This is a genomic window from Chryseobacterium sp. NFX27, from assembly GCF_049887855.1.
Lineage (GTDB): Bacteria > Bacteroidota > Bacteroidia > Flavobacteriales > Weeksellaceae > Chryseobacterium.
Window position 1 is genome coordinate 24,501 of sequence record NZ_JAGEKK010000028.1, and the last position, 7,040, is coordinate 31,540.

General features: G+C 38.6%; 8 protein-coding genes. 6 read left to right on the forward strand and 2 right to left on the reverse strand.

The annotated features are described in order from the left end of the window. Window position 1: 1 nt before the first annotated feature. Both J4Q03_RS20510 and uvrA read left to right on the forward strand, forming a co-directional pair. Window positions 2-931 (forward strand): DUF3829 domain-containing protein, encoded by a 930-nt coding sequence (locus tag J4Q03_RS20510; protein ID WP_426049976.1) that lies wholly within the window; start codon window positions 2-4, stop codon window positions 929-931. Window positions 932-1,197: 266 nt separating this feature from the next. Continuing rightward, a complete protein-coding gene (uvrA, locus tag J4Q03_RS20515) occupies window positions 1,198-4,029 on the forward strand; it encodes an excinuclease ABC subunit UvrA (protein WP_426049977.1) in 2,832 nt (943 codons plus the stop codon). Between the two features lie 49 nt (window positions 4,030-4,078). Here uvrA and J4Q03_RS20520 read toward each other — a convergent pair whose 3' ends face one another. Together J4Q03_RS20520 and J4Q03_RS20525 are read right to left on the reverse strand one after the other, a co-directional pair. Further along, window positions 4,079-4,456: a DUF7079 family protein gene (locus tag J4Q03_RS20520; protein WP_426049978.1), complete on the reverse strand. Its 378-nt coding sequence runs from the start codon at window positions 4,454-4,456 to the stop codon at window positions 4,079-4,081. Between the two features lie 32 nt (window positions 4,457-4,488). Beyond that, a complete protein-coding gene (locus tag J4Q03_RS20525; protein WP_426049979.1) occupies window positions 4,489-4,968 on the reverse strand; it encodes a hypothetical protein in 480 nt (159 codons plus the stop codon). Window positions 4,969-5,176: 208 nt separating this feature from the next. Between J4Q03_RS20525 and J4Q03_RS20530 the strand changes: the two genes are divergently transcribed. The 4 genes from J4Q03_RS20530 (at window position 5,177) to J4Q03_RS20545 (ending at window position 6,908) form a co-directional block, all read left to right on the forward strand. After that, complete coding sequence (locus J4Q03_RS20530; protein WP_426049980.1) at window positions 5,177-5,311, forward strand: bacteriocin-like protein; 135 nt, start codon at window positions 5,177-5,179, stop codon at window positions 5,309-5,311. A 179-nt stretch (window positions 5,312-5,490) separates the two neighbouring features. Further along, the gene (locus J4Q03_RS20535) at window positions 5,491-6,003 is read left to right on the forward strand and encodes a DUF421 domain-containing protein (RefSeq protein ID WP_426049981.1); all 513 of its coding nucleotides are present in this window, start codon (window positions 5,491-5,493) and stop codon (window positions 6,001-6,003) included. A gap of 5 nt (window positions 6,004-6,008) precedes the next feature. Then, window positions 6,009-6,503: a GNAT family N-acetyltransferase gene (locus J4Q03_RS20540; RefSeq protein WP_426049982.1), complete on the forward strand. Its 495-nt coding sequence runs from the start codon at window positions 6,009-6,011 to the stop codon at window positions 6,501-6,503. 171 nt (window positions 6,504-6,674) lie between these two features. Beyond that, the gene (locus J4Q03_RS20545; protein ID WP_426049983.1) at window positions 6,675-6,908 is read left to right on the forward strand and encodes a hypothetical protein; all 234 of its coding nucleotides are present in this window, start codon (window positions 6,675-6,677) and stop codon (window positions 6,906-6,908) included. Window positions 6,909-7,040: the final 132 nt, after the last annotated feature.

Genomic DNA, 7,040 nt, shown 5'->3' on the forward strand with positions numbered 1-7,040 from the left:
TATGAGAAAGATTATCGTTCTTGCCATGGCTCTGACCGTTACATCGGCCAGTGTTATCAGCTGTAAAAAAGACGTCAGTACACTGGGTAAATCTGTTCTGAATCTTGGCGGTGCAGACGAAGCTAATGCTATTATCGAATTCAATAACAACTTTGTGGATTCTTACAAGAATACATCCAGGCACATAGAAAGTATTCTGAGATATGCTGATGAAGCCGTAGCGAAAGCAAAAGGAGGTAATGCTATGATAATGCCTGTAATCGGTTCTATGGATTATGCATTCAGCAAGATCAAAGAAATACCGTCGGGTTTTGAAAAAGACAAGACAGCAATAGAGGCAGACTTTAATATCTATAAAGCTAAAAAAGAAAGTATAGAGAAAAAGTTCGAAGAGCTTAAATCCTATATGAACTCTGAAGATTATAAAGACGACAAAGGAGCAAAAGCAGATGCTATTACAAAGGATATTGAAACCGAAGCCCAGGCCTTATTTACCTCGGGAGAAAATGTCATAGCCAAGATCAAACCTGCAACGGATGCCGCTGAAGAAGTAATTCTGAAAGATCATCCGATGAAAGACTATATTATGTCTTCCAAAAACGTGATGAACTCTCTGGATTCTAATATTGATGTGCTGGATAAGCAGTATTCAGGAAAATTCAGCGAAGCGGAAGTTCAGAAGAAGTATGATGAGCTTGCCAAAACAGTGGAAGCCAATTCAAAGCTGGAATTCAATGTGAAAGATCCACAGTATTCTTACAAAAAATCATTGTTTGAAAGCTTCAATAAAAGTGCATCCAGCTTTTTGGATACCTACAGAAAACTGATCCGTAATGCTAAAGACGCAGGCAAAATTTCTGACAGCGATATCAAGCAGATTGATTCTGCCTATGAATCTGTACTCAACTCATACAATTCGTTTGTCAAGTAGGACAAGTATAAAAAAACTTTATAACAAAAGACTGATGCAATGTATCAGTCTTTTATTTGTAATATACGAATCATAAGTTGATAATCCGTAAGATCACCCACAGTATAAACAAAATTTACGGGCATAGCTCATGAAAAATGATCATATGAAGAAAGCTTAAAAATTTAACTAAAATTAAACTTTAATAAAAACTTTCCGCTTCATACAATTCCATAAAATTCCGTAATTTTGCACATTGTGATTTTCAGGCAGGATCACTCCAGATTATGAGTAAATCAACCGAATATATAGAAGTTTACGGAGCACGTGAACACAACCTTAAAAATATTAATGTAAAGATCCCACGCAACGAGCTGGTAGTAATTACCGGGCTTTCCGGCAGCGGGAAATCATCTTTGGCTTTTGATACCATCTTTGCCGAAGGTCAGCGTCGTTATATAGAAACATTTTCGGCATACGCGCGTCAGTTTCTGGGCGGTCTGGAACGGCCGGATGTAGACAAAATAGAAGGGCTTTCTCCTGTAATTGCCATTGAGCAGAAAACAACCAATAAAAATCCAAGGTCTACTGTAGGAACGGTTACCGAGCTGTATGATTATCTGCGTCTGTTATATGCCAGAGTTTCCGATGCATATTCCCTTTCTACAGGGAAAAGATTGGTAAGCTATACGGAAGACCAGATTCTCGAAACAATTAAGGAAAATTATAAAGGCGAAAAAATAATGCTTCTTGCGCCCGTAGTACGTTCCAGAAAAGGTCATTACCATGAACTTTTCGTACAGATGGCAAAAAAAGGTTACGGCCAGGCAAGAATTGACGGCGAGCTGCAGGATATAGAATATGACCTGAAACTTGACCGGTACAAAACCCACGATATCGACATTGTGATCGACCGATGGATCATTGGTGAAAATGCTTCTGAGACCAGAATGGAGAAATCCCTGCGCACCGCAATGGAAATGGGCGAGGGGATCATCGGAATCCAGAAACTTGGGAATCCGGATATTGAATACTTCTCGAAAAACCTGATGGATGCCGAAACAGGACACTCACTGGCACTTCCGGAACCCAATACATTCTCTTTTAACTCTCCGAAAGGAAGCTGCCCGGAATGTAAAGGTTTGGGAACCATCAAAAAGATCAATACTGATTATTTTATTGAAAATCCTAAACTGTCCATCAACCAGGGTGGACTATTGCCGCTGGAAGATATTAAATCCAACAAATGGATCCTTTCACAGATCAAAAATATCCTTGAGATCTTTGGATTGGGTATGGCAACACCTATGCAGGATATTCCGGAAGAAGCATTAGACTATATCTATAACGGATGCCACAAAGAATTTAATAAAGACCTGAAATACGCAGGGATTACAAAGAAAATAAAAATAAGCTTCGATGGTTTGATCACCTTTATGGAAGAGATCATTGAAGAAAGAGAATCTTATGAGGCGGTGTTGCTTGAAAGACACTTTACCACTGAAGAGACCTGCCCGGAATGTGGCGGAACCCGTCTTCAGCCTGCAAGTTTGAGTTTTAAAATAGATGGAAAGAATATAGCTGAGGTAAATGCTTTAAGCTTATCTGATTTAAAAGAATGGCTATCCGACGTTAAAGATAAATTCTCCGAAAAACATAAAATCATTGCCTACGAAATCTTAAAAGAAATTGAAACAAGACTTCAGTTTCTTCTGGATGTAGGACTGGATTATCTGAGCTTAAGCAGAAGTTCTAAAACCCTTTCGGGCGGAGAATCCCAGAGAATCCGTCTGGCCACGCAGATTGGTTCACAGCTTGTGAACGTTCTGTATATTCTGGATGAACCCAGTATCGGGCTTCATCAGAGAGATAATGAAAGACTGATCAATTCATTGAAAAACCTTAGAGATATCGGGAACTCCGTTATTGTTGTAGAGCATGATAAAGATATGATCCTGGAAGCCGATGAGGTATTGGATATTGGTCCGAGAGCCGGAAAATTCGGAGGAGAGATACTGTGGCAGGGAAAACCGGCAGACCTGTTGAAAGCAGATACCATCACCGCAGACTATATCAACGGAAAAAGAAAGATAGAAGTTCCTGCAGAAAGAAGAGCCGGGAATGGTAAAAATATTCTGTTAAAAGGAGCTACTGGAAATAACCTTAAAAATGTAACCCTAGATATTCCGTTAGGAAAATTGGTTGTGGTAACCGGAATTTCAGGAAGCGGAAAATCTTCCCTGATCAACGGAACCTTATATCCGATCCTGAACAAACATTTTTACAGAGCCGTTCAGGAGCCTCTTCCGTACAAAAAGATTGAAGGCCTGGACAATATTGATAAAATCGTAGATGTAGACCAGACTCCGATTGGAAGAACGCCGCGTTCAAATCCTGCAACTTATACAGGAATGTTTACAGACATCAGAAACCTTTTTGCAGAACTTCCGGAAAGTAAAATCCGTGGTTATAAGCCGGGAAGATTCTCATTCAACGTAAAAGGCGGAAGATGCGAAACCTGCCAGGGTGGAGGGCTGAAAGTTATTGAAATGAACTTTCTTCCCGATGTATATGTTCATTGTGAGACCTGCAACGGAAAACGTTTCAACAGGGAAACCCTGGAAGTACGCTACAAAGGAAAATCAATTTCCGATGTTTTGGATATGACGATTGGTGAAGCGGTAGATTTTTTCCAGCCGATCCCTAAGATTTTTGCTAAAGTAAAAACCCTTCAGGATGTAGGATTGGGATACATCACGCTTGGACAGCAGTCTACAACCCTTTCAGGAGGCGAGGCGCAACGAATCAAGCTGGCTACAGAACTTTCGAAAAGACAGACTGGAAATACACTGTATATTTTAGATGAACCGACAACCGGACTTCACTTTGAAGATGTAAAGATCCTGATGGATGCCATCAACCAGCTGGTAGAATTAGGAAACTCATTCATTATCATTGAACACAATATGGATGTGATTAAACTGGCAGACCATATTATCGATGTAGGACCGGAAGGGGGAAAACACGGCGGACAAATAGTTGCCCAGGGAACCCCGGAAGAAATTGTGAAATCAAAAAAGAGTTTGACCGGGAAGTTTCTAAAAAGAGAATTAGAATAAATAATAAAAATTGAATATAGTAAAGCCACAATACATGTTGTGGCTTTTTTTATTTCTTCATTTCGTTGTAAATACTTTCAAGTTTCTGCCAGTAATCTTCCTGCATCCAGCCATATTTTTTATAATTGGTGCTGATCATCACGTCATCACGGCTGTTTTTTGTTTCAAGATAATCGGTAATGGCCTCAATTAGCCATTTTTCATTAAAGCCGGCCCATTCGCCTGCAGGCTGCAACAGATTGGGCTGTAAAACAGGAAACACTTCATACATATTAATGATTTTGATTTCCTCAAAAGTATATGAACTTTCCAGAATTATTTTGGCGATATATTGAAAATTATAATCCTGCAGTTCCGTATCCAGATAAAAATCAGAAAGAGCGATCCATACAGGTTTTCGCTCTTTAATATACAAAGGTTTTATCATTGATGGTTTCTGCTAATGAACTGATCAATCAGTTATAAAGAGGATATATACACTTCTATTTTTGTGCCGTCGTAGTTGAAGGTTCCGTCTTCATTCTTCTTACCCAATACCCATTTCATGTCCACAGGAACAGACCATGCTGTCCCCAGTGAAAATCCGTTCACGGATCTGATCTCCGCACCGTTTCCGGTAGTGACAGCCGAATGGAACCACGTTTTATCTCTAAGCCTGTAAAACCCGATAGCTTTTCCTTTGGGAATGATAGCATAACCATCCCACTTGTCGCCCGCAGGATAGTTGAATTTATTGAGCCATCCCTGTGCACGGAACTGTACAAGTTCATCCGGAGATATAGCTGCACCTCTCATATACAAGGCATAAGCTACCACATCGTGGCATACGCCCTTGTTGTAATTAGCCATCTCGTCCTGCCCGGAAAGCAGGCCATTGGATATCAGTGATTTTTTTACTGGTTCGAATTGCCCGACCTGGGCTCCTTTTGGTGTGATCATTTCAATATTTTTAAGTGATTAAGTGTGTGATGTTTGGTACTTAAAGATATAAAATAAATTTTAAATCGTATTTTAATTTTAATTATATGGCAACTGGAGGCTTAGATTTTTCTCAGTCAACCTATAAATAATGAAATTTTTAAACATTAATCTGTAATAAACCGTTGAAAAATTCGTTATACATTTATCAATCAAACAATTAAACAATATGAAAAATTTAAAGAAACTGACAAAATCAGACTTAAAATCCGTTTACGGAGGGGAGCCAAAGAAATATTGCATATACTGCGAATGGATGAATCAAGTAGTATGCAGTGAGATTCCAATCTCTCAGTGCCCTTAAAAAATAAAAGCTGCCTTCAGAGCAGCTTTTTTTATGATCAGATGTAATGGTTATTTCATCTTTTGAGTAAAATCCCTGTTTGTCATTGCGTTAATTTTTAACTCTTATCCTGGGCTCCTGTTAAAATAATTGAGCAGTCAATCATTAAATTTAATACATTTGATTATTAAATACGATCTGTGAATCCTATTCTTGATGTCGTTGTACGTTCCCTTTGCGTTTACCTTTTTATGGTGATCGCTATCCGTCTCTTTGGTAAAAATCAGCTTTCCCAGCTCAATGCAGGAGATGTAGTGTTGCTTCTCCTTATTTCCAATGCCGTTCAGAATGCGATGGTAGGCCCGGATACTTCTCTCCAGGGCGGTCTTATCGCAGCACTTGTTCTGTTTGCTGCCAACTTCATTCTCAAAAGACTCATGTTCTCCAACCGTAAATTCGAAACATTTATGGAAGAAGATCCTGTAATCCTGATCAGAGATGGTGTCATAGACCAGACTGCCTTAAATAGAGTGAAAATCACACGGGATGAGCTGGAAGAAGCTATAAGGGAACATGGCGTTGAAAAAATAAGAGATGTGAAACTTTCTATCCTTGAAGTGGATGGCAATATAAGCGTTATTTCAGAAGATGAAAGAGAAAAGCAGACCCACTATTCAAGAATCAAAAGAAAGAATAAAAGAAAATACTATTAAATAGAATGAATTACGAATTAAGAGAAATGCTTCCCGGTGATGAAAAAAAAGTGCTGGAAATTTATAAACAGGGAGTAGACGGAGGTTTATCCACTTTTGAAACAGAAGTTCCTACTGCTGAGGCATGGAACATGGAATATTACAACGACTGCCGCTGGGTGCTTGAAAATGAAAACAATGAAATAGTTGGGTGGTGCGCTTTGAAGCCGATAAGTAAAAGAGAATGTTATAAAGGAGTGGCTGAAGTAAGCATTTATTTTGACAATATTTATCAGGGGAAAGGTTTAGGGTCAGTACTGCTGAAAAAGATGATCCTTGACAGTGAAAACCATGGTTTCTGGACTCTTCAGGCCAGTATCTTTTCCGAGAATGAGGCTTCCATAAGATTTCACCAGAAAAATGGATTCAGAACCGTTGGAGTCAGAAAAAAGATCGGGAAACTTAACGGGCAGTGGAAAGATGTGGTCCTGTTTGAAAAACGAAGCGATAGTATAGAATAATGAATAGATTTGTAAGCAATTCTTTACATATTTATCTTTCAGATTTTTAAATTGAATTATCCTTAGTTATTATATTTTTCAGACCCCTTTAATACTCTAATTCAAAAACTCTGTTGCACTTTGGCATTAACCTTGTTATGTCCCTATTGAATTTGAAAGAGTGGAAAAAATATGAAAAGTTTAATTAAAATTGTAGGGGTGATTACCGTTACCTTGATGATGACATCATGTATAGTGCATGATCATCATGTAAGAAGACTTCCGCCGGGACAGGCCAAGAAAGTGTATGGAGGAAGTGCAAGATATTATGCTCCGGGACAGGCGAAAAAAAGAGTGTATTACTATGATTATGACAACAGAGGTCATCATCATAAAAACAAAGGACATAAACGTCACAGAGATTAATAAAAAAAGAGGCTGTCTCAAAAGTGAGACAGTTCTTTTTTTATGCGCAAAAAAGGAAAGCTCAAAGCTTTCCCAGTTTTTGCAAATTGATTAATTTGCTGTGTGTTAAGTAAATCAAAAATAGTCTTTAAA

Excerpts from the sequence above, each read along its gene's own strand:
- J4Q03_RS20530 (WP_426049980.1), top strand. The coding sequence starts at position 5,177 with ATGAAAAATTTAAAGAAACTGACAAAATCAGACTTAAAATCCGTTTAC.
- J4Q03_RS20525 (WP_426049979.1), bottom strand. The coding sequence starts at position 4,968 with ATGATCACACCAAAAGGAGCCCAGGTCGGGCAATTCGAACCAGTAAAA.
- J4Q03_RS20540 (WP_426049982.1), top strand. The coding sequence starts at position 6,009 with ATGAATTACGAATTAAGAGAAATGCTTCCCGGTGATGAAAAAAAAGTG.
- uvrA (WP_426049977.1), top strand. The coding sequence starts at position 1,198 with ATGAGTAAATCAACCGAATATATAGAAGTTTACGGAGCACGTGAACAC.
- J4Q03_RS20545 (WP_426049983.1), top strand. The coding sequence starts at position 6,675 with ATGAAAAGTTTAATTAAAATTGTAGGGGTGATTACCGTTACCTTGATG.
- J4Q03_RS20520 (WP_426049978.1), bottom strand. The coding sequence starts at position 4,456 with ATGATAAAACCTTTGTATATTAAAGAGCGAAAACCTGTATGGATCGCT.
- J4Q03_RS20510 (WP_426049976.1), top strand. The coding sequence starts at position 2 with ATGAGAAAGATTATCGTTCTTGCCATGGCTCTGACCGTTACATCGGCC.